Annotated in this window: 15 protein-coding genes; 9 read left to right on the top strand and 6 right to left on the bottom strand. The window is 65.2% G+C overall.

Translation table 11 applies throughout. From position 1 onward, the window contains the following. Positions 1-246 precede the first annotated feature (246 nt). Entirely contained in the window at positions 247-1,305 is a 1,059-nt protein-coding gene (locus tag BUE39_RS23110; RefSeq protein WP_073431043.1) for a LysR family transcriptional regulator, read from the bottom strand. Positions 1,306-1,561: 256 nt separating this feature from the next. On the opposite strand from BUE39_RS23110, the gene BUE39_RS23105 reads away from it, so the two are divergent. After that, positions 1,562-1,774 (top strand): hypothetical protein, encoded by a 213-nt coding sequence (locus tag BUE39_RS23105; protein ID WP_073431042.1) that lies wholly within the window; start codon positions 1,562-1,564, stop codon positions 1,772-1,774. A gap of 53 nt (positions 1,775-1,827) precedes the next feature. Here BUE39_RS23105 and BUE39_RS23100 read toward each other — a convergent pair whose 3' ends face one another. Continuing rightward, on the bottom strand, positions 1,828-2,445 hold the full coding sequence (locus BUE39_RS23100; RefSeq protein WP_073431041.1) for a TetR/AcrR family transcriptional regulator: 618 nt from the start codon (positions 2,443-2,445) through the stop codon (positions 1,828-1,830). A 220-nt stretch (positions 2,446-2,665) separates the two neighbouring features. Here BUE39_RS23100 and BUE39_RS23095 point away from each other — a divergent pair, with 220 nt between their 5' ends. The 3 genes from BUE39_RS23095 to BUE39_RS23085 are packed head-to-tail and all read left to right on the top strand — an operon-like array spanning position 2,666 to position 8,459. Next, entirely contained in the window at positions 2,666-3,820 is a 1,155-nt protein-coding gene (locus BUE39_RS23095) for an efflux RND transporter periplasmic adaptor subunit (protein ID WP_073431040.1), read from the top strand. Then, entirely contained in the window at positions 3,817-6,945 is a 3,129-nt protein-coding gene (locus tag BUE39_RS23090) for an efflux RND transporter permease subunit (RefSeq protein WP_073431039.1), read from the top strand. The genes BUE39_RS23095 and BUE39_RS23090 overlap by 4 nt, the downstream gene beginning before the upstream one ends. A gap of 2 nt (positions 6,946-6,947) precedes the next feature. After that, positions 6,948-8,459: an efflux transporter outer membrane subunit gene (locus tag BUE39_RS23085; protein WP_073431038.1), complete on the top strand. Its 1,512-nt coding sequence runs from the start codon at positions 6,948-6,950 to the stop codon at positions 8,457-8,459. Here the strand turns inward: BUE39_RS23085 and BUE39_RS23080 are convergent. Continuing rightward, entirely contained in the window at positions 8,453-9,331 is an 879-nt protein-coding gene (locus BUE39_RS23080) for a lipid A biosynthesis lauroyl acyltransferase (protein ID WP_073431037.1), read from the bottom strand. The two genes, BUE39_RS23085 and BUE39_RS23080, sit on opposite strands and share 7 nt — an antisense overlap. Positions 9,332-9,758: 427 nt before the next feature. Further along, the gene (locus BUE39_RS23075; RefSeq protein WP_073431036.1) at positions 9,759-12,260 is read right to left on the bottom strand and encodes a penicillin-binding protein 1A; all 2,502 of its coding nucleotides are present in this window, start codon (positions 12,258-12,260) and stop codon (positions 9,759-9,761) included. A 518-nt stretch (positions 12,261-12,778) separates the two neighbouring features. Here BUE39_RS23075 and BUE39_RS23070 point away from each other — a divergent pair. The 3 genes from BUE39_RS23070 to BUE39_RS23060 all read left to right on the top strand — a co-directional run bounded on the left by BUE39_RS23070 (position 12,779) and on the right by BUE39_RS23060 (position 15,807). Further along, entirely contained in the window at positions 12,779-13,417 is a 639-nt protein-coding gene (locus BUE39_RS23070) for a hypothetical protein (RefSeq protein WP_073431035.1), read from the top strand. 441 nt (positions 13,418-13,858) lie between these two features. Beyond that, on the top strand, positions 13,859-14,539 hold the full coding sequence (locus BUE39_RS23065; RefSeq protein WP_073431034.1) for a PspA/IM30 family protein: 681 nt from the start codon (positions 13,859-13,861) through the stop codon (positions 14,537-14,539). 65 nt (positions 14,540-14,604) lie between these two features. Beyond that, the gene (locus BUE39_RS23060; protein WP_073431033.1) at positions 14,605-15,807 is read left to right on the top strand and encodes a tetratricopeptide repeat protein; all 1,203 of its coding nucleotides are present in this window, start codon (positions 14,605-14,607) and stop codon (positions 15,805-15,807) included. Between the two features lie 84 nt (positions 15,808-15,891). Here BUE39_RS23060 and BUE39_RS23055 read toward each other — a convergent pair whose 3' ends face one another. Next, positions 15,892-16,560, bottom strand: coding sequence for a TetR family transcriptional regulator (locus BUE39_RS23055; protein WP_073431032.1), 669 nt, complete (start codon positions 16,558-16,560; stop codon positions 15,892-15,894). Between the two features lie 144 nt (positions 16,561-16,704). Here BUE39_RS23055 and BUE39_RS23050 point away from each other — a divergent pair, with 144 nt between their 5' ends. Continuing rightward, a complete protein-coding gene (locus BUE39_RS23050) occupies positions 16,705-18,195 on the top strand; it encodes a flavin-containing monooxygenase (protein ID WP_073431031.1) in 1,491 nt (496 codons plus the stop codon). 164 nt (positions 18,196-18,359) lie between these two features. On the opposite strand, the gene BUE39_RS34385 is transcribed toward BUE39_RS23050, so the two are convergent. After that, complete coding sequence (locus BUE39_RS34385; protein WP_143031969.1) at positions 18,360-18,671, bottom strand: hypothetical protein; 312 nt, start codon at positions 18,669-18,671, stop codon at positions 18,360-18,362. Here BUE39_RS34385 and BUE39_RS23045 point away from each other — a divergent pair. After that, on the top strand, positions 18,670-20,073 hold the full coding sequence (locus BUE39_RS23045) for a methyl-accepting chemotaxis protein (protein WP_073431096.1): 1,404 nt from the start codon (positions 18,670-18,672) through the stop codon (positions 20,071-20,073). The genes BUE39_RS34385 and BUE39_RS23045 overlap by 2 nt on opposite strands. Positions 20,074-20,469 lie beyond the last annotated feature (396 nt).

Here is a 20,469-nt window from a genome sequence, read left to right as displayed (position 1 = left end):
GCGCTTGGAGGGGCTTGTATGGCTGCAAGCGCGGTGACTAGCAGCACCGGACTGACCGGCACGGCTAAACGCGCGTTGGCGCCCGGCGGACCGGCACGGCCGTAAGCGCTCTGACGAGCGGCTACCCGACTGACTGGCACAGCTAAACGCGCACTGATGAACGACGCCCGGCGGACCGCACGGCTAACGCGCCGACGAGCCCCGCCGACTCCCGCACCAACGCCCCGCCATCCCCCCGCCACCCCATCAAACCGTCGACGGCGCCGCCACGCCTCGCGCGCGCGAAGCCTTGAGCAACGGCCGCGGCCGCGCTTCTTCTCCCCGCAACGCAGAAGCCGGCAGGCCGTCGGCGTAATCCGGCGAACCCGCAACCGCACGCCGCGGCGCCAGCATCCGCGAACCGCGCGGGTGCTGCCCGTCCTGCTGGAAATGCTCGACGAGGTGATCGATGAAGGTCCGCACCTTCGCCGGCAAGTGAAAGCGGCTCGGATACGCAATCGCGATTTCGACCGGCGGCAGACGATACTCGCCCAGCAGCGGCACGAGCCGCCCGGACGCCAGATCCCGGCCGATCAGATAGCTCGGCAGAATCGCCACGCCCATGCCCAGCAGCGCGAACTGCCGCAGCATCTCCGTATTGTTCGCGGCGATCGCGTTGGTGGGCCGCACGCGGATTTCGCCCTCCGGCCCGCTGAACACGCGCTCGTCGCCGACCTGCTCCTGCGGCCGGCTCAAACAGGGATGTTCCAGCAGATGCTCCGGGCGCGTGGGCGTGCCGTGCCGCGCCAGATAGGCGGGCGTCGCGCAGACCGTCATGTGGCCCGTGGTCAGCCGCCGCGTGACGATGCTCGCGCTGCGCATAGGCCGCGCGACCAGAATGCCGACGTCGAAACCCTCTTCGACCAGATCGACGTGACGATCCGCGAGCGTGACGTCCGGCACCACGTCGGGATAGCGCGCCGCGTAGGACTGGACCACCGGCGCGAGACTATGCAGCCCGAACACCACCGGCGCGACGATACGCAAGGTGCCGACCGGTTCGTGATTGCGCGCCACCACCATCTGCTCGACGCCGTCGAGGTCGTCGAGAATGGAACGCACGCGCTCCAGATAAGCCGCGCCGGACTCGGTCAGCGCGAGCCGCCGCGTGGTGCGATTGATCAGGCGCGTGGCGAGACGCGCTTCCAGATCGGCGACATGACGGGTGACGACGGCGGTGGAAAGCTCCAGCGCGCCGGCCGCGCGGACGAAACTGCCCAGGTCGGCGACCTTGACGAACACGCGCATCGATTGCAGTTGATTCATGGGACGACTCCTGCCTCGGTAACGCCGGGCCGGCGCGACGCTGCCGCCTCTATCGACCCGTGCGGCAAGGCGCGCGCGGGTTTGCCCAACGAATCGATTGTATCGATCGAGCCTGTCCCAACCCTGACCCGTACATGACAATCCGGTCAGATTTCCGACGCGCTTGCAGCCGCGCTGCGAGGCTCGTCGCGAACTTTGAACTAGGTATAAACCCTTATATGCTGGTAACATAGCGCCCGAAAGGAAACTAACCGCTATGCCACATCGTTTTCAGCTTTTCGAAAAAATCGCGTTTTCGCTGGTCTGCTGGTCCGCCGCGGCCTGTTCGGCCTTCATCGCCTATGAGCGCTGCCCGGACATCCGGGTCGTCCTGCACGCGAGCAAGGAAGTGCTGCGCTACAGCGGTGAGTATTCGTTCATTTGCGCCACGCCGGTCGCGGACGCTTGCGCGCAATTGCCGACCAACTGATCCGCCTGATCCGCCCGGATTCGTCGCTCATCCCACCACGCGGGCCGCGCGGATCACGCGTCGCGCCCGAACACCACGCGCGCGAAAAATTGCGCCAGCACCGTCTCGGCCATCTCCGCCGACACGTTTTGCGGATCGACCGTGTAGAAGAACTGCACGCCGTCGCATAAGCCCATCAAGCCCACCGCCAACCCCTCCGCGGGCAGCAGGAGCGGCGTACCCACGCGTGCCGAAAACTCGCGGATGTACGCGCCCAGTTGTTCGAGCTTCTCGTGCATGAACGCGTTGAAGCGCAGCCGGAAGCGGCCGTCGCGCACGGCCAGCAGCTTGGCCTCCACCCACAGCAGGAAGCACTTGTTCTCGCGATGCAGATTGCTGTAGTAGCGCAGCACGCGCGCTTCCATTTCCTCGCGCGAGGCCGAGTTTTCGAAGATCGCCTGCAAGCCGGCCTGCATCGTCTCGTGATCGCGCCGCAGTAGTTCGAGAAACAATTCGCTCTTGCTGCGGAAGTTCGAATAGAACGCACCGCGCGTATAGCCCGCTGCCGCCGCAATGTCCTCGACGCTTGCCGCGACGAAGCCTTTCTTCATGAAAATCGCCTGCGCAGCGTCGAGCAGACGCTGACGCGTCTGGTCCTTGCTCTGTTCCCGTGTGAGTCGTTGCCGTTTCATGAGCGCAAGTCTAGCACCGAAAAGAATTTAAATTCATCCTCGCATTCAAATACAGGTGTGTATTAGAATGCGATTCACCATTCGAAGTCCGATGCGCATGCTGTCTGCATAAAACGACCTGCGTGTCCCCGCTGGCGGGCCCCCTGCGGCTTGCCGTGTTCGTTCGCCGTCACCAGTTGGGGTAATTGTGAAGCGTCCCGGTCCTCCCGCATCGTCAGCGATGCGCCAGCAGTCACAGCGGCTTGCCCGTTCCGCGCGTTTGCGCCGCGCAACCTTCGCGCTTGCGCTCACCGGCCTGGTCACGCTGGCCGCGTGCTCGAAAAAAGAAGCGGCCGCGCCCGTGCCGCGCCCGGTGGTCGCCGTGGCCGTGCATGCCGACGGCAAGGCCGCGCCGGCGGCGTCGTTGCCCGGCGAAGTGCAGGCGCGCTATTCGACGCCGCTGTCGTTTCGCGTCGGCGGGAAGATCATCGAGCGGCGCGTGCGCCTCGGCGACGTGGTCAAGACCGGCCAGATCGTCGCCCGGCTCGATCCAGCGGACGCGCAAAAGAGCGCGGCCAGCGCACAGGCGCAGCTCACCGCCGCGCAGCACGCTTTCACGTACGCGAAGCAGCAGCTCGAGCGCGACCAGGCGCAGGCGAAAGAAAACCTGATCGCGCCCGCGCAGCTCGAACAAACCACCAATGCCTACGCGTCCGCCGCCGCGCAGCGCGACCAGGCGGCGCAGCAGGCGGCGTTGTCGAAAGACCAGCTGCAGTACACCACGCTCGTCGCCGATCACGCCGGCGTCATCACCGCCGAACAGGCCGACACCGGCCAGAACGTGTCCGCGGGCCAGGCCGTCTACAACCTCGCGTGGAGCGGCGACGTCGACGTGGTGTGCGACGTGCCGGAAAGCGCGCTGGCCGCGCTGGCGGTCGGGCAAACGGCCAAGGTCACGCTGGCCGCGTTGCCGGGACGCAGCTTCACCGCGCGGGTGCGCGAACTGTCGCCCGCCGCCGATCCGCAAAGCCGCACTTATCGCGCGAGGCTCACGCTCGAGCACCCCGGCGCCGACGTGCGCCTCGGCATGACCGCCGATATCGCGATCTCCACCTCGCCGGCGAACAGCGCGGCGAATCAAGGCAGTTCCTTCGTCGTGCCGGCTACCGCGCTGTTCCACGACGGCGCCGAACCCGCAGTATGGGTCGTGCGAGCCGCGGACAACGCATTGGAACTGCGCCGCGTCACCGTCACGCGCTACAACGAGCGCACCATCGTGATCGGCGGCGGGCTCAAGGAAGGCGAACGCGTCGTGCTGCAAGGCGTGCATACGGTGAGCGCCGGCGAGAAAGTCCGGCCGATCGCGCCGCTGCATCCCGAGGACTTCGCTTCATGAGCACCACGCAAGAAGAAGGACGCTTCAATCTGTCCGCATGGGCGCTGCGCCACCAGGCGCTGGTGGTCTTCCTGATCGCGCTCTCCACCGCGTTCGGCATCCTCGCCTACACCCGGCTCGCGCAATCCGAAGACCCGCCCTTCACGTTCCGCGTGATGGTGATCCGCACCTTCTGGCCGGGCGCCACCGCGCGCCAGGTGCAGGAGCAGGTGACCGACCGCATCGGCCGCAAATTGCAGGAAACGCCCGCGATCGATTTCGTGCGCAGCTACTCGCGCCCCGGCGAATCGCTGATGTTCTTTTCGATGAAAGACTCGGCGCCGGTCAAGGACGTGCCCGAAACCTGGTATCAGGTGCGCAAGAAGGTGGGCGATATCGCGGCGACCTTGCCGCAAGGCATTCAAGGGCCGTTTTTCAACGACGAATTCGGCGACGTCTACACCAACATCTACACGCTCGAGGGCGACGGCTTTTCCGCCGCGCAACTGCACGATTACGCGGACCAGTTGCGCACCGTGCTGCTGCGCGTGCCGGGTGTCGCCAAGGTCGATTACTTCGGCGACCCGGATCAGCACATCTACATCGAAATCGCCAACACGCAACTCACGCGTCTCGGCATTTCGCCGCAGCAACTGGGCCAGGCGATCAACGCGCAGAACAGCGTCTCGCAAGCCGGCACGCTGACCACCGCCGACGACCGCGTGTTCGTGCGCCCCACCGGCCAGTTCAAGGACGTCGCCGCGCTCGCCGACACGCTGATCCGCATCAACAACCGCTCATTCCGTCTCGGCGACATCGCCACGATCAAGCGCGGCTACGACGATCCCGTCGCCACGCAAATGCGTTCCGGCGGCAAGGCGGTGCTCGGCATCGGCGTGACGATGCAGCCGGGCGGCGACGTGATTCGCCTCGGCAAGGCGCTCGATCAGGAAACGGTCCGGCTGCGCCAGCACCTGCCTGCCGGCTTGCAACTGGCCGAAGTGTCGAGCATGCCGGAGGCGGTCGCGCGCTCCGTCGACGACTTTCTCGAAGCGGTGGCCGAGGCGATCGCGATCGTGCTGGTGGTGAGCCTCATTTCATTGGGTGTGCGCACCGGCATGGTGGTCGTGATCTCGATACCGGTGGTGCTCGCCGTCACCGCGCTGTGCATGTACCTGTTCGACATCGGCCTGCACAAGGTCTCGCTCGGCACGCTGGTGCTGGCGCTGGGCCTGCTCGTCGACGACGCGATCATCGCGGTCGAAATGATGGCGGTGAAGCTCGAACAAGGCTGGAACCGCACGCGCGCGGCGGCTTACGCGTACACCAGTACGGCGTTTCCGATGCTCACCGGCACGCTTGTCACGGTGGCCGGCTTTCTGCCGATCGCATTGGCCAAGTCGAGCACCGGCGAATATACGCGCTCGATTTTCGAGGTGTCGGCGATCGCGCTGATCGCATCGTGGCTCGCGGCGGTCGTGCTGATTCCGCTGCTCGGCTATCACCTGCTGCCCGAGCGCAAGCGCCACGAACACGAAGCGGACGATCACGAGCACGACATCTACGACACGCGCTTTTATACGCGGCTGCGCGGCTGGGTCGGCTGGTGCATCGAGCGGCGCTTCATCGTGCTGACGATCACGGTCGTGCTGTTCATCGTCGCGATGGCGGGCTTCACGCTCGTGCCGCAGCAGTTCTTCCCGAGTTCGGACCGTTCCGAGTTGCTGGTGGACGTGCGCTTGCCCGAAGGCGCGTCGTTCGATGCGACGCTGCGCCAGGCCGAGCGGCTCGAAAAAACGCTCGCGGGCCGGCCGGAAATCGACCATACGGTGAACTTCGTCGGCAGCGGCGCGCCGCGTTTCTATCTGCCGCTCGACCAGCAATTGCAGCAGCCGAACTTCGCGCAGTTCGTGATCACCGCGAAGTCGGTGAAGGATCGCGAGAAGCTCGCGCAGTGGCTCGAACCCGAATTGCGCGACAAATTCCCCGCGATCCGCACGCGCCTGTCGCGGCTCGAGAACGGGCCGCCGGTCGGCTATCCGGTGCAGTTCCGCGTGAGCGGCGACGACATCGCCACGGTGCGCTCGATCGCCGAGCGCGTCGCCGCGACGCTGCGCGCCAATCCCGGCACGCGCGGCGTGCAGTTCGACTGGGACGAACCCGCCGAGCGCTCGGTGCGCTTCGAGGTCGATCAGAAGAAAGCGCGCGAACTCGGCGTGAGCTCGGAGGACATCTCCAGCTTCCTCGCGATGACGCTCTCCGGCTACACGGTCACGCAGTACCGTGAACGCGACAAGCTGATCAGCGTCGATCTGCGCGCACCGAAAGCCGAACGCGTCGATCCCGCGCAACTCGTCACGCTGGCGATGCCGACGCCGAACGGCCCCGTGCCGCTCGGCACGCTCGGCCATCTGCGCAACGATCTCGAATACGGCGTGATCTGGGAGCGCGACCGTCAACCGACGATCACCGTGCAGTCCGACGTCGGACCTGGCGCGCAAGGCATCGACGTCACGAACGCCGTCAACAAGGCGCTCGGCCCGATTCGCGCGACGCTGCCGGTCGGCTACCGGATCGAGGTGGGCGGCTCGGTGGAGGAAAGCGCCAAGGGCCAGACGTCGATCAACGCGCAGATGCCGATCATGATCATCGCCGTGCTCACGTTGCTGATGATCCAGTTGCAGAGTTTCTCGCGCGTGCTGATGGTGGTGCTGACCGCGCCGCTCGGTCTGATCGGCGTCGTGTTGACGCTGCTGCTGTTCGGCCAGCCGTTCGGTTTCGTCGCGACGCTCGGCGTGATCGCCATGTTCGGCATCATCATGCGCAACTCGGTGATCCTGGTCGATCAGATCGAGCAGGACATCGCCGCGGGGCACAAGCGCTTCGATGCGATCGTCGGGGCGACGGTACGGCGTTTCCGGCCGATCACGCTGACCGCGGCCGCCGCCGTGCTCGCGCTGATTCCGCTGTTGCGCTCGAACTTCTTCGGTCCGATGGCCACCGCGCTGATGGGCGGCATCACCAGCGCGACCGTCCTTACGCTGTTCTATCTGCCCGCGCTGTACGCCGCCTGGTTCCGAGTGCGCGGCGACGAACGCGAGCCGCAGGCGCCGTCCGCGTCCGGTTCGGCGCATACGGGGAATTGATCATGGCTACTTCCGCAATCTCCCGATACCCGCGCATCGCCGCGCTCGCGGGCGCCGCATGCGCGCTCGCCGCCTGCTCGTTCGGACCGAGCGGCGAGCCGCCCGCGATGCCGCAACCGGCGCATTACGGCGCGCAGGCGCAGCCGACGCAAACGGCGTCCGCGCAAGGCGTCACGCAACAGTTCGTGGTCGGCGCGAAGCCGGTGCCCGAATGGTGGAAGCTGTATCGCTCGGATGCGCTGAACGCGCTGGTCGACGAGGGCTTGCGCAACAGCCCCACGCTCGCCGCCACCGACAAGAGCCTCGCCGCCGCGCGCGAGCAACTGCGCGCGCAGATCGGCAGTTCGATGCTGCCGACCATCGACGCGGGCGGCCAGGTGACCCGCAATCGCGCGCTGGCGATCCCCGAGATCGGCTCGAACACGTTTCTGTACAACATCTTCGTCGGGCAATTGCAGGCGCACTACACGCTCGATCTGTTCGGCGCGGCGCGACTCGCCGACACCGCGCTCGCCGCTCGCGTGAACGTGCAGGCGTACCAGTTCGATGCGGCGCGCCGGGCGCTCGCCGCCAACATCGTCAGCGCCGCGATCACCAGCGCCGCGCTGCGCGCGCAGATCGACACGACCGAACGGCTCGTCACGCTCGCCAACGATCAGGCACGCGATACGCAGCGCCGCTACGTGCTGGGCGCCGTGTCCCATGCGGACCAGTTGAGCGCGCAACAGAGCGCGGCGAGTTTGTCCGCGAGCTTGCCGGGTCTCAAGCAGCAATGGCTGACCACGCGCCATGCGTTGGCGGTGCTGCTCGGCCGCACGCCGGATGCCGCGCCGGACGATCTCGATCTCGCGCAACTGAGCGTGCCCGAACAGGTGCCGGTGGTGGTGCCGTCCGAGTTGTTGCGCACGCGGCCCGACATCCAGGCCGCCGACGCCGCCTTGAAGGCCGCGGCTGCCGAGGTCGGCGTGGCGACGGCGCAGATGTTCCCGAGCATTTCGCTGAGCGCGTCGATGGGACAAGGCGGGTTTAGCTGGCCGGTGGCGCTGTCCGGCGCGGGAGCGATATGGAGCATCGGCGCGTCGCTGTCGCAGCCGCTGTTCCACGGCGGCGCGTTGTTTGCGCAGCGCCGCGCCGCGATGGATACCTATGACGCGACGGTCTCGCAATACAAGCAGACCGTGCTGGCCGCGTTCCAGAACGTCGCCGATACGCTCGCCGCGCTCGAGCACGACGCGCAGGCGCTGGAGGCGGCCAATAGCGCCGCGCGTTCGGCCCAGGGCGTGTTCGAGGAGACGTCGGGGCGCTATCGGCTGGGCGCGGTGCCGGTCGCGTCGACACGTTCGAGCGAGCAGCAGTTTCGTAACGCGCAACTCGATGAGATCCGCTATACGAGCGCGCGTTTGACGGATACGGCGGCGTTGTTTCAGGCGATGGGAAATCCGCCGGTCGAGGGCGGAACGGGGACTGCCGCGGCGGCATCGAATGCCGGCACAGCCACCCGCAACGCTCAATAAACTCCCGCCTCCCCCGCCGGCCGATTCTTGAATCGCTTATGCACCCAATAATATTGGGCAGGAATCCGCCGGACCTGCGTCTCGAGAAATTCGGTGATCCGCCGTGCGTCGAGTGCGACGTCCTCCGACGGAAAATCGCTTAGCGCATCGAAAATCGTCAGCTTGTAGCCGCGATAGTCCGGCAACACCTCCGTCACGAACGGCACCACGCGCGCATTGCTCGCGCGCGCCATCCGCGAGACGGACGTCAGCGTGCAAGCCGGCACGCCGAAAAACGGCACGAACACGGAGTCGCGCAAACCGAAATCCATGTCGGCCGCCAGCATCACCGGCTTGCCCTCGCGCAACACGCGCAACGCCCGCCGCACGCTATCGCTGCGCGGAATCATCTCCGTGCCGAAGCGGGCGCGCTGGCGCTTCGCCATGGCGTCGAGCAGCAGGTTCGACATCGGCGTGTACAGCGACGCGACCGGATGCCGCGTCGAATACATCATGCAACCCGCTTCGATGCCGACGAAATGGAAGCCGACGAAGATCGTCGGGTGCGCCTGCATATCGGAGAGATCGATCGCGCTTTCCACTTCGACAAGACGCGCGAGCGCGCGCGCATTGCCGAACCATTGCGGCCCGCGCTCGACATAGCTGCGGATCACATGGCAAAAGTGCGCGCGCGCAAGACGTTCGCGCGCCTCGTCGCTCATGTCGGGAAAACATAATTTCAGATTGGTATGCACGACGCGCCGGCGTGTGCTCGGAATCCGGTACAGCAACGCGCCGATACCGGTGCCGATCCGCGCGACGACGCCGTAGGGCAGAAAGGCAAAGGCGCGCAGCAGACCTGTCATCAGACCGATGAGGATTCGACTTTTCACTAGGCGGAGACCCGGTGGATGCTGGATGGCAAACAAGCCGGCCGCAGCAACCTGCTTGTGCTAACGGACGGAGCGGCATGCGCCGCGCGTCAAAACCGGGTCTCGCGCGGCGCGTTCTGAAGATGGACGTCTCGTTCGCGGCGAGACGCAGCGGTGTTGGCGGCCGAAACCGGGCAGGAATCGGCCCAGGAATCGGGCCAGGAATCGGGCGTCCCGATGGGACCCAATGGAAGCACCGCAGGCGTGATTAAAACACACCACGCAGTGCGGGCACAAAAGCCGCTCGCCGCGCCATCATCGAGGCGTGGGAAAAGCGTTGGCGAAGGGCGGCGTTTTCGCAAACGCTCACCCGTTTTCCGACCAGGCCACGTGCGGGGCCATGCGGGGCCGTGCGGGACCACCCGGCCCGCGCACGCCCGCCACGACCTCAAGGTTTGTTCGTCTCGAACAGATCCATGATCTGCTTCTTCTCGTTCGACGAGACGCTCGGCGGCGGCACCGCCGGCGGCGTCATGCCGGCCGGTCCCACGCCGCCCAGCGCATCGCTCACGCCGGCGGTCGGATTCGCCGAATCGAGGCCGATGCTGGCGACGAAGCCGTTGCCCGGCGTCATATCCGCATAGAACAGTTCACCGTCGACGGTGGTCACGCCCGGCGGCTGCGGCGGCTCGGCTTGCGGCACGCCGCGCAGCGCGCGCTGCATGTACTCGACCCAGATCGGCAACGCGAGTTGCGCGCCGAATTCGCGGCTGCCGAGCGTCTTCGGCTGGTCATAACCCATCCACGCCACCGCCACCAGCGATTGCTGATACCCGGCGAACCAGCCGTCCTTCGCGTCGTTGGTCGTGCCCGTCTTGCCCTGCAAGTCCGAACGATGCAGCGCGTTGGTGCCCGCGCCGGTGCCTGCGGTGGCCACCGAATGCAGCAGGCTGTTCATGATGTACGCGTTGCGCGGTTCGAGCGTGCGCGGCGCGTCGCGGCCGGCGGTCAGCGGCTGCGCTTTCGACAGCGGCTCGCCGCGCGCATCGGTCACCTCGTTGATCAGATACGGATTGATCCGGTAGCCGCCGTTCGCGAACACCGAGTACGCGCCCGCCGACTGCAACGGCGTGACGAGGCCCGCGCCGAGCGCCATCGGCAAATACGGCGGCGTCTTGTCGGCGTCGAAACCGAAACGCTGCGTGACGAAGTCTTGCGCGTACTTCGTGCCGATGAACGACAGGATGCGGATCGACACGAGGTTCTTCGACTTCTGCAACGCGAGGCGCAAGGGCATCGGGCCGTCCGGCTGATCGTCGTCCTTCGGCTCCCACGCGTCGCCGCCCGGCGTGCTCGACGGGAAGTACAACGGCGCGTCGTTGATGATCGTGGCCGGTCCCAGCCCCTTGTCGAGCGCCGCCGAATAGATGAACGGCTTGAAGCTCGAACCCGGCTGACGCCACGCCTGCGTGACGTGATTGAACTTGTTCTTGTTGAAGTCGAAGCCGCCCACCAGCGCGCGAATCGCGCCGTCCTGCGGCGTGAGCGAGACCAGCGCGCCTTCCACTTGCGGAAGCTGCGTGATCTGCCAGTTGCCTTTGTCGTCGGCAAGCACGCGCACGATCGAGCCCGGCTTGATCTTCGTGGCCGCCGCCGCGCGCGCGCTCAGCGCGCCGGCTGCGAAGCGCAGGCCGTCGCCGCTGATCGTCACCTGAGTGCCGTCCACCAGTTGCGCCTTCACCTGCTTCGGACCCGCGTCCGTCACCACAGCGGCGATGAGCTCGCCGTTGTCGGGGTGATCGGTGAGCGCGTCGTCGATCGTCTGGTCGCGGTCGTCGCCGGGCGCGGGCAGTTGCACGAAGCCTTCGGGTCCGCGATAGCCGTGGCGCCGCTCGTAATCCATCACGCCCTTGCGCACCGCGCGGTAAGCGGCGTCCTGATCGGCGGAATCGATCGTGGTGGTGACGTTCAGGCCGCGCGTGTAGGTCTCGTCCTTGTACTGCGCGTACATCATCTGCCGGACCATTTCGGCGATGTACTCGGCGTGCACGCTGTATTCGTTGCCGGGGTTGCGGGTGCGAAGCTCTTCCTTCACGGCCTGGTCGTACTGCTCCCGGCTGATGTACCGCAGTTCGAGCATGCGCCGCAGAATGTATTCCTGACGGATCTTCGCGCGCTTCGGATTGACCACCGGGTTGTACGCGGACGGCGCCTTCGGCAAGCCGGCCAGCATCGCCGCCTCGGCGAGTGTGATGTCTTTCAGATCCTTGCCGAAGTACACGCGCGCGGCCGCGGCGAAACCGTAGGCGCGCTCGCCCAGATAAATCTGGTTCATGTACAGCTCGAGAATCTGATCCTTCGTGAGCGCACGCTCGATCTTGTAGGCGAGCAGCATTTCGTAGATCTTGCGCGTGTAGGTCTTCTCGCTCGACAGGAAGAAGTTGCGCGCCACCTGCATGGTGATCGTGCTCGCGCCTTGCGAGGCGCCGCCATGCGCGAGGTCTGCGAAACCGGCGCGCAGAATGCCGAGGAAGTCGACGCCGCCGTGCTCGTAGAAGCGATAGTCCTCGATCGCGAGCACCGCCTTCTTCATCTGGTCGGGAATGTCCTGGAAGCGTACGAGGCTGCGCCGTTCCTCGCCGAATTCGCCGATCAGCACGTGGTCCGCGGTGTAGACGCGCAGCGGCACTTTCGGACGATAGTCGGTCAACACGTCGAGCGACGGCAGTTGCGGGCCCATCACCACCAGCGCATAGCCGACGATCAACGCGCCCACCACGGCGACGGTCGCGATCAGACTCGCGAACCAGATCGCGATCGTCGCGCCGACGGAACGGCGGCCCGCCTCGGCGTCGCGCGAGGCGGCGTTGCGTCCTGGAGTGCGGTGGTAGGTATCCCGGTCTTCACCAGCCGGAGAGTGGGAGGAATGCGGTCGTTTGATGATTGGCATGACTGGAATAGTGGACGCATGACTGCGCGCCTGACTGCACGCGCTCCTGGCGCATGCATGGATCGTGATCGAGCGACGTGGCTAAAGGCGCATCAATGAGCACAGAGGCGCATCGAGGCCCGAACCCGGCGCGAACCGCCGCGCGGCCTGATACCCCCGGTCGGCCACACGGCACGCCTGGGACAGTGTCCGGCGCAACGTAACAGCGCATTTTAAAGAAAGCAAGCGGAGTCGAAGCCAGATTTTTTGTAAGAATTCCCGTCGCGTGACGAGGCGTCTGTAGATTACGGCATTCATACAAATGCCTTGCGTGCCGTGTCGAAGTTATCAACAGAAAATGTTGAAAGGCCTGTGGACAAGCCCGCCCGAAACGCTACAAGCCGTTGATGTCATGGGATTTTCATGTCGCGCCCGTTACGCGTCGGTGCAACTCGTCATATGATGGACCCGGCGCATGCGAACGGCTTATGCCGAATGCACGTCTGTGCCGACCATGCCAACAAGTATGCGAGCCGACCATGAACAAGCCCAGCGAACGCATCGTCGTATTCGTCACTACCGCACAGAAACGCGCGATCAGCGCCACCGCCGCCGAACTCGGCATCAGCGTGAGCGAACTGATGCGGCGCGCGGTACTGAGCTTCGGCGCGACCAGCGAACAGGTGAAAGCGGCCAGCATCGTCGACCGGCTCAATGCGCCACGCGCGCCGGACGCGCTCGACGCCGCGTTGCAGCGCGTCGCGCACGGCACGCGGCAAGCGCGCGCGGCGCTGCCGGCGGCCTTGCAAACGCATGGCGACAGCGAAGCGGGCGCCTCGGCGGAAAACACGGCGGCAAAGCAAACAGGTGCCGCGTCGACTCGCGATCCGTTGGCGGACAGCCCGTCGGCGGCGGAGCCCACACCGTTGCTGCCGGCGGACGTGTCCGCCGCGCTCGCCGCCGGCGTCGACGAGGAAGCCGCGGCAACCGCCGAAGCGGTGGCGCGTGTCGCCGCGGCAAAAGCGGCGTCCGCGAAACGCTCCGCAACACCGCAAGCGCCGCAGACCGACCCGCAAGCGCAGGCCCGCAGCGTGCTCAAGCGTCCACGCATCGACGGCGCTCAGAACGAGGACGATCCACTGAGCGACCCGAGTACGGAAGGTGGACGCTTCGCGTGACGCATAGGCGCGATGCAATCGGCAACGCCTGTTGCGCGAACATCCCGCCCCACGCATGAGGACTCGCTATGGATGCCTTGACGCCACACGTGATGCCCAGGCGAAACCTTCGCGACACCTCGACGACACGTTACCGACACACTTCGCGCGCAAGGTTTGCGCGCCCTCTCTCATCGCACCCTTTAAGTCCGTTTTAAGAGACCCCGTGGTGTAATATCCGCGAGCGGCTGGATGACCGGCCGCGCGTTTTAGCGCTGCCCCGGTTCACACGTTCGATCGCTCGATCGAACAATTTACGGCGTCGCTATTGCAATCGGCAAGCGCGCCCCGACCTCCGGTCGGAACGCTGCGCAGCTTCACGCGCGGCGGCGTAAAGTAGCAGAGGCAAGCCGTTGAGCGCGCGGAATTATTCGGCGCTGACATCATTCTTTGGAGGTTTTCATGTCGCTTTTTGACAGCATTTCGCGCACGCTCAAAGGTCTTCTGAACGACGCGGCCGATTCCGTGCAAGACCCGTCGCGCGACTCGCGCCAGATCGTGCGCGAGCTCGACGAGAGCATCGCCAAAGCCGAGAACTCGTTGATCGAGATTCAGGCGCAAGTGGCCACGCAGCAAAGCAAGCGCGACGTTGCCGGCGACAAGGCGAAGAAGTACGAAGACGGCGCGAAGCGCGCGCTGCAATCCGGCGACGAAGCGCTCGCTCGCGAAGCGCTCGGCGCGCAAGCCACGGCCGAAGCCGAACGCGATGCGCTGGCGAAGGAACTGGCCACGCTGGAGCCGTCGGTCGAGCAGTTGAAGAGCCAGATCGACGACATGCGCACCCGCCGTAACGATCTGAACGCGCGCTCGAACATTCTCCAGGCCAAGCAGCAGATCGCTCAGGCCAAGGACGTGGCGGCTACCGCGCTGGGCGGCATCGGCGGCAAGAATCTTTCCGAGGATTTTCAGAAGCTGGAAGACAAAGTCGCGTTGTCGAACGCGCGTTCCGACGCTCGCCTGAATTCGGCCGACGTGAAAAGCGGCAAGGCGCTCGACGACAAGCTCGCCGATCTGAACCGCGGTCCGTCCGTCGAGGACCGCCTCGAAGCGTTGAAGAAGCAGTTGAACACGCCGGCCCAGTAATTGCGTCGGCACTACCGTGTCGAGGTAGTCGTCAAGGAGACGGGCGCATCGCGCCCGGTCCGTCAATGAAAAAATTTCTCGCAACCGCGTTCGCCTCATTGCTGTTCGTGTCGGCCGCGGCGTTTGCCGTGCCGACGGTTCAGCAGATCGAATCCGCCATGGCGCAAGGCAACTGGCAGCAAGCCGATGCCGGCTTGAGCGAAGTGCTGCAGGCGCATCCGAACAATGCCCGCGCGCATTATCTCTACAGCCAGGTGCTCGATCGCGAAGGCCGTCATGCCGACGCGCTCGCGCAGGTTCAGCAGGCAAAAACGCTCGATCCGCAAATCCGCTTTACCGACCCGAGCCGTTTCGCGCAAACCGAAGCGCGCATTCGCAAGAATGCCGAGCGTGCCGGCGGCAACACCACCAGCCGCGCGGCGAACCCGTTCGTGCAGCAGAATGCGCCGGTCGTGCAGCAGCCGGCGATGATCCCGCAAGCGCCGCAACAGCATGGTCCGGGCATCGGCATGTGGATCGGCATCGCCCTGCTGATCGGCGCAATCGCGCTGGTGCTGCGCTGGACGCTGCGGCGCGCCCGCAAACAGGACGACACGCGCGCCGACGACGATCGTCGCGTGCAACTCAAGCGCGCCACGGAAATGCTCAACACCGTGCGCTCGCTCAAGCTCGACGTGAAGCTTTCCACGGTGCAAGGTCACGAGGCGCTCGAGAAGGAAGTCGAAGCGACCGAGGATCAACTGCGCGGCCTGGTCGAAACGCTGTCGAACAGCAAGAATCCGGTGCCGCCGTATCAGCTCGACGAACTCGAGCAGCGCATCGGCAGCATGCGCGCGCGTGCCGACGGCCGGCCCGATCCGTATGCCGCATCGGCATCGGCCCCGGCCGCGCAGCAGTCGCCGTATGCGCAGGAAGCCGAACGCTTCGGCAATCCCCCGCAAGCGCCTTATCCGCAGCAAGGACCGTATCAGCAACAGCCGCCGGTCGTCGTGCAGCAAGGCGGCGGCGGTTTCGGCGGCGGCATGGGCGGTCTGCTGACCGGCGTGCTGCTTGGCGAAGCGCTGAACTCCGGACGTGAGCGCGTGGTGGAACGCGAGGTGGTCGTCGACGACGAAGCGCGCCGGCGCGGCAACGACGGCGGCAATGGCGGCAATGGCGGCGGCCTCGATTTCGGCCAGGGGTCGAACGACTGGAACGATAACAGCGGCGGCGGCGTCGATCTGGGCAGCAACGACGATTCCGGCGGGTGGAACGACAACAACACCTGAGCATCGGCCATGCGGCCGTCGCGCCGACGAGGCGTTCATGAAAAACAGGCTCCTTCGCGGAGCCTGTTTTTTTGCGTGAGGTTTTTATCCGCGCATCGGCGCCGCCGCCCTGCCCGGCTCCTGCTGCGCGAGCAGCACCGAGCCCGCGAACAGCCTGACAATGAAACGCTCCGCATACGCGATCAGCGCTTGCTGGCGCGCCGCATTCGCGTCGAGGTATTCCGCCGACAGGTGAAACAGTTGCAGCACGATCTGCGTGCAGACTTCGTCGACAGTCTCGCGCGCGAGCGTCGGCATCCATTCCAGTTGCACGACGTCGTCCGCCATTTCCGCCGACACGTCGTGAAGGTTCGCGCGCACCGCTTCGCGTAATACCGGCGACGTGCCGTGGTACTCCGCCAGCGCGCTCACGAAGGCCTCGCGGTTTTCCAGCGCGAACGCAAAGAACGCCGCGCATGCGCGGCGCGGCACGCTATGAGCGTCGTCGTGCGCGGCGAGCCAGCGTTCGCGCCGCAGCATGGGCCGCAAGCGGCGACTCACGGATTCGACCGCCTCGCGCGCCAGCTCGTCGAGCGTGTCGAAATGGCGATAGAACGTGTTGGGATTGAGCCCGGCCTCACGCGCCAGTTCGCGCAAGCCCAGACTCGCGAAGCTGCGGCCGCCGGCGGTCAGACGCAAGGCCGCGTCGATCAGCTTGCGCTTGCCAGCAGGCAGTTCATGGTTCTCGGACATCGCTTCAGGCGCGGATTTCATGAGCGTTCAATCAAAGGGCACGGCGCGCGTTAATACGCCGTACTCTAAACGATCTTGACGCGAAGTGTACAGTTGTCTACCCTGCGCCGTATGTTGAAGTAGACAGACGTAGACGCCTGAATTTCGCCTCGCCGGAGACCCGCCTTGACACCTGTTTCATCCGCCTCGCCGGCTTCGCCGCGCATTGCCATTGTCGGAAGCGGCTTTGCGGGCATCGGCATGGCGATCCGTTTGCTGAAGATGGGCATCACGTCGTTCACGATCTACGAGGCCGCGAGCGACATCGGCGGCACCTGGCGCGACAACACCTATCCCGGCGCGGCCTGCGATGTGCCGTCGCATCTGTATTCGTTTTCGTTCGAGCCGAATCCGGCGTGGTCGCATGCGTTCGGCGACCAGGCGGAAATTCTCGCGTACCTGAAGCACTGCGTGCGCAAGTACGGCGTCGCGCATTACGTGCGCTGCAATGCGCGGGTTGCCGCGGCGCGCTTCGATGAAGTGCGTCGGACCTGGCAAGTCGAGATCGACGCGAACGGCGCGCTCGAAAGCATCGAGGCCGATGTGGTGATCGCCGCGAGCGGCCCGCTGTCGCGCCCCGCCCTGCCGCACATCGCCGGACTCGAACGCTTCGAAGGCAAGCTGTTTCATTCGGCGCGCTGGGAGCACGCGTATCCGCTCGAAGGCAAACGCGTCGCGGTGATCGGCACCGGCGCGAGCGCGATTCAGTTCGTGCCGCAAATTCAGCCGCGCGTCGCACGGCTCGAATTGTTCCAACGCACCGCGCCGTGGGTCATGCCGAAGCCCAACAAGCCGATCGGTCCGCTCGCGCAGTGGCTGTTCCGGCATCTGCCGTTCACGCAGCGCTTCGTGCGCGGCGCGATCTACTGGCAACTCGAATCGCGCGCGGTCGCCTTCGTGGTCAATCCAAAGTTGATGAAGCTGCCGATGAAATTCGGCCTGAGCTATCTGGAACGACGCGTGAAGGACCCCGCGCTGCGCGCCAGGCTGACGCCGAACTACCGGCTCGGCTGCAAGCGCGTGCTGCTGTCGAGCGATTACTATCGCGCCGTTATTCAGCCGAATGTCGATGTGGTGACGACCGGCATCCGCGAAATCGTCGCGGACGGCATCGTCACCCATGACGGCACGCATCATCGCGCCGATGCGATCATTTGCGGCACCGGCTTTCAGGTCAACGACGTGGGCGCACCGTTCGACGTCATCGGCATCGAGGGCGCCGACCTCGGCGCGATGTGGCTGCGCGACGGTCCCGAGGCTTACCTCGGCACCAGCATCGCAAACTTCCCGAACTTCTTCATGATCGTCGGCCCGAATACGGGGCTCGGCCATAACTCGATGATCTACATGATCGAGTCGCAAGTGCAATACATCGCCGATTGCCTGCGCGTGCTGCGCCGGCGCAAAGCCCGCACGATGAATTTGCGCCCTGACGTGCAGCGCGATTTCAATGCGCGCCTGCAACGGGAGATGCAGCACTCCGTGTGGACCAGCGGCTGCCATAGCTGGTATCAGACGAAAACCGGCAAGGTCACCGCGGTGTGGCCGGGGTTCACGTTCAGCTTCCGCAAGCGCACGCGGCGTGTGCGGCCACGCGATTATCGTTTTGCGCCTTGAATGTTGCGCGCCGGCTAGTTGCGATGCTGTCGGCCGCTGATAGCTGATCGGCCGCGCACGTCCGCCTGATCCCACGCTTTGTTGCCGAGTCCGCTTAAATCGTTTGTTCGCGCGCATGACCGCGCGAGATCTCGCACGTCCCTCGCCTGCGTTAGCCGGCCCGCTCAACCGCCCCCGAGCAGGCGCAGCAGCGCCCAGAGAAACTGGCAGAGCATCACGATCAACTGCCAGAGATGATAGAGCTGTTGCCAGCCCGACACGCGCGCGAAGGACTCGATCATGCTCGCCTGCGAAGAAAGGAAGGGAAAGAATGCGTTGCGGGTGGTTCCGCTCGACCCGCACATGATAGCGACTGCGGGATAGCCCGTATCAAGTCTCCCGAAAGCGGGCCGTAAACGCACTGAGAAGGCGCTGTATCCGCGCTGGGTGCGCACGCCAATCGACTGCGCCAACCGCGCCATCAAGGAGACGTACATGACGCGCTTCAGCTTTCGCCGGGCCGCCCGTTCGCAATCGGTCGTCGGCGATATTGCCGCGCAAGCCGGCAAACTGGGCATTGAAATCTGCGACGTATCGGGGCACGTCGAGGAAGTGGCCGCGCGCGTGCAGCACCAGGCGCAGGTGTGCCGCGCGCTGCGCGAGTCCGCTGCGCAGACGCTCGCGGGCAACCATCGCATCGCCGCGGCCGCGCGCGAAATGCGCAACGTATCCACCGAAGCCGCCACCGGCGTGCAGGAGTCGCAGCAGACGCTGGAGGCGTCGCTGGCCGACATCCACGGGCTGGTTGAAGGCGTGACGGTGATCGAAAGCCAGATCGGCGCGCTGCGCAGCGCGCTCGCGCATGTGAGCCGCGTCTCCGAGGAGATTTCGCTGATCGCGCGCCAAACTCATCTGCTGGCGCTGAACGCCGCGATCGAAGCCGCGCGCGCGGGCGAGTCCGGCAAGAGTTTCGCGGTGGTGGCCGCCGAGGTGAAGAACCTGTCGGCGAAAACCGCGCAGGCAACCGGTCAGATCGAGACGACTCTGGCGCAACTCACGCAGCAGACCGAGCAGTTGATCAGCGAAGGTTCGGTGAACACCGCGCGGGCGCACCGGGTGCGCGAAGGCACGCGCAAGATCGGCGAGGTCGTGCACGCGACGGGCGACGCCATCGCGCATCTCAACAACGAAGCCGGACAGATTGCCGCGTTGACCGGCGAGATCGAAACGCAATGCGACGGACTCGAGGCGCAGGTGCTCGAAATGGCGAGCGGCGTCGAGGATTCGAGCGAGAACTTCGTGCAGGCGAAGGACCGGCTGGGCAACCTGCTCGGCGTGTCGGAGACGTTGATCGAACTGACCGCCGCAACGGGCGTCGAGACCGCGGATACGCGTTTCATCGAAGCGGTGCAGCAGGCTGCGGCGAAGGTGAGCAAGCTGTTCGAAGCGGCTGTCGCGCGCGGCGAGATATCGATCGAGGATCTGTTCGATCAGCATTACGTGCCCATTGCGGGAAGTAATCCAGCTCAGTTCATGACGCGGTTTACCGCGTTTACCGACCGGGTTTTGCCGGCGATTCAGGAGCCCTTGCTCGAACTGGACCCACGCGTGGCGTTTTGTGCCGCTATCGACGTGCGCGGTTATCTGCCGACTCACAACCTGAAGTTTTCACAGCCACAGCGCGACGATGTGGTCTGGAATATGGCGAACTGCCGGAACCGGCGCATGTTCAATGACCGCACTGGTCTTGCTGCTGGGTCGCATACCAAGAAGTTTCTGTTGCAGACTTATCGGCGCGATATGGGGGGCGGGGAGTTTGTTTTGATGAAGGATGCTTCCGCGCCGGTTTTTGTGGGTGGGCGGCATTGGGGTGGGGTTCGGGTTGGGTATCGGGTTTGAGGTTTTTTTTGCCTTTTCGGCGGTTGGTTGGGTTGCTTGTGGTGGTGGCTTTTCCTTGTGATCTTAGTGGTCTATTGGCGTTGCCCCTGTGCGGGGCAATGCTCTCAACTTAAGCCTCAAAGAGCTTGTAAACGAGGCATTGCCCCTGTAAACTTCATCGCATAACTCACTGATAAATCAACGATATGAACTCAAATACCAGCGTCCTCGCGGCTTCTGGCTGAGTTCTCCGATTTCCTGCTCGATCCGGCGCTCGCCGATCGCGTGCGTCGTTCTCCCACTGCCTTTACCCGCAATCGCACACTGACCTTGCCGCGCATGGCCGCGCTGATGATGTCCGGCATGTGCGCCAGTGTGCAGGCCGAACTTGACGCGCTATTCGGCGCACTGGGAAGC

Source organism: Paraburkholderia terricola (assembly GCF_900142195.1).
Lineage (GTDB): Bacteria > Pseudomonadota > Gammaproteobacteria > Burkholderiales > Burkholderiaceae > Paraburkholderia > Paraburkholderia terricola.
The sequence above is the reverse complement of the archived record's forward strand: the minus strand, read 5'-3'. Positions and strand labels throughout refer to the sequence as shown.

What these genes read in the sequence shown, in the direction of transcription:
- BUE39_RS23070 (WP_073431035.1), top strand. Translation starts at nt 12,779, where the DNA reads ATGAACAAGCCCAGCGAACGCATCGTCGTATTCGTCACTACCGCACAG.
- BUE39_RS23100 (WP_073431041.1), bottom strand. Translation starts at nt 2,445, where the DNA reads ATGAAACGGCAACGACTCACACGGGAACAGAGCAAGGACCAGACGCGT.
- BUE39_RS23105 (WP_073431042.1), top strand. Translation starts at nt 1,562, where the DNA reads ATGCCACATCGTTTTCAGCTTTTCGAAAAAATCGCGTTTTCGCTGGTC.
- BUE39_RS23085 (WP_073431038.1), top strand. Translation starts at nt 6,948, where the DNA reads ATGGCTACTTCCGCAATCTCCCGATACCCGCGCATCGCCGCGCTCGCG.
- BUE39_RS23075 (WP_073431036.1), bottom strand. Translation starts at nt 12,260, where the DNA reads ATGCCAATCATCAAACGACCGCATTCCTCCCACTCTCCGGCTGGTGAA.
- BUE39_RS34385 (WP_143031969.1), bottom strand. Translation starts at nt 18,671, where the DNA reads ATGTACGTCTCCTTGATGGCGCGGTTGGCGCAGTCGATTGGCGTGCGC.
- BUE39_RS23055 (WP_073431032.1), bottom strand. Translation starts at nt 16,560, where the DNA reads ATGAAATCCGCGCCTGAAGCGATGTCCGAGAACCATGAACTGCCTGCT.
- BUE39_RS23110 (WP_073431043.1), bottom strand. Translation starts at nt 1,305, where the DNA reads ATGAATCAACTGCAATCGATGCGCGTGTTCGTCAAGGTCGCCGACCTG.
- BUE39_RS23060 (WP_073431033.1), top strand. Translation starts at nt 14,605, where the DNA reads ATGAAAAAATTTCTCGCAACCGCGTTCGCCTCATTGCTGTTCGTGTCG.
- BUE39_RS23045 (WP_073431096.1), top strand. Translation starts at nt 18,670, where the DNA reads ATGACGCGCTTCAGCTTTCGCCGGGCCGCCCGTTCGCAATCGGTCGTC.
- BUE39_RS23090 (WP_073431039.1), top strand. Translation starts at nt 3,817, where the DNA reads ATGAGCACCACGCAAGAAGAAGGACGCTTCAATCTGTCCGCATGGGCG.
- BUE39_RS23065 (WP_073431034.1), top strand. Translation starts at nt 13,859, where the DNA reads ATGTCGCTTTTTGACAGCATTTCGCGCACGCTCAAAGGTCTTCTGAAC.
- BUE39_RS23095 (WP_073431040.1), top strand. Translation starts at nt 2,666, where the DNA reads ATGCGCCAGCAGTCACAGCGGCTTGCCCGTTCCGCGCGTTTGCGCCGC.